Source organism: Vallitalea longa (genome assembly GCF_027923465.1).
GTDB lineage: Bacteria > Bacillota > Clostridia > Lachnospirales > Vallitaleaceae > Vallitalea > Vallitalea longa.
Map to the genome: position 1 here is coordinate 1 of NZ_BRLB01000058.1, position 580 is coordinate 580.

General features: G+C 32.2%; 1 protein-coding gene. It reads right to left on the reverse strand.

Annotated elements, in window-relative coordinates:
• Positions 1-526 (reverse strand): AMP-binding protein (locus QMG30_RS24810; RefSeq protein WP_281819914.1); only part of this gene is annotated, 526 nt, incomplete at its 3' end.
• Between the last annotated feature and the right edge of the window lie 54 nt (positions 527-580).

Sequence of the window (580 nt, forward strand, 5' to 3'; positions counted from 1 at the left end):
TTGGTGTTAGTTTATCACCACCAACCAATATCGTATCTAAAGAATTAAAAACATTTTCATTCTCAGATATGATTTTATTGAATAGGGATACTGTCAACCACATTATATTTATTTTATTGTCATAGATTATCTTTTCCAGTATATCGCTTGATAATATCTTTTCTTGTGGTACCATAAATAAAGTTAAACCATTTAGGAGACTTCCCCATATCTCAAATGTGGCTGCATCAAATGCAATAGATCCTGTCTGAAGTAAATGGTCACCTTCTCTAAGTTGTACATAACTTATATTTTCTACAAGCCTAACGATATTCATTTGCTCTACCATTACACCTTTTGGTTTACCCGTACTTCCAGATGTATACATTATGTAAGCTAAATCACTACTAGAACGATCAGTAATAATATTACTTTCTTCATATTGTGGGCACTCAACACTATTGAATTTCAGAATTTCTATACCTTCATATTCCATATCTAGATCAAAGTTAGATAATAAAAGCTTAACCCCACAGTCATCCAACATAAACTGAATCCTTTGACTTGGGTAATTGAAATCCAAAGGTAAGTATGCAGCTCC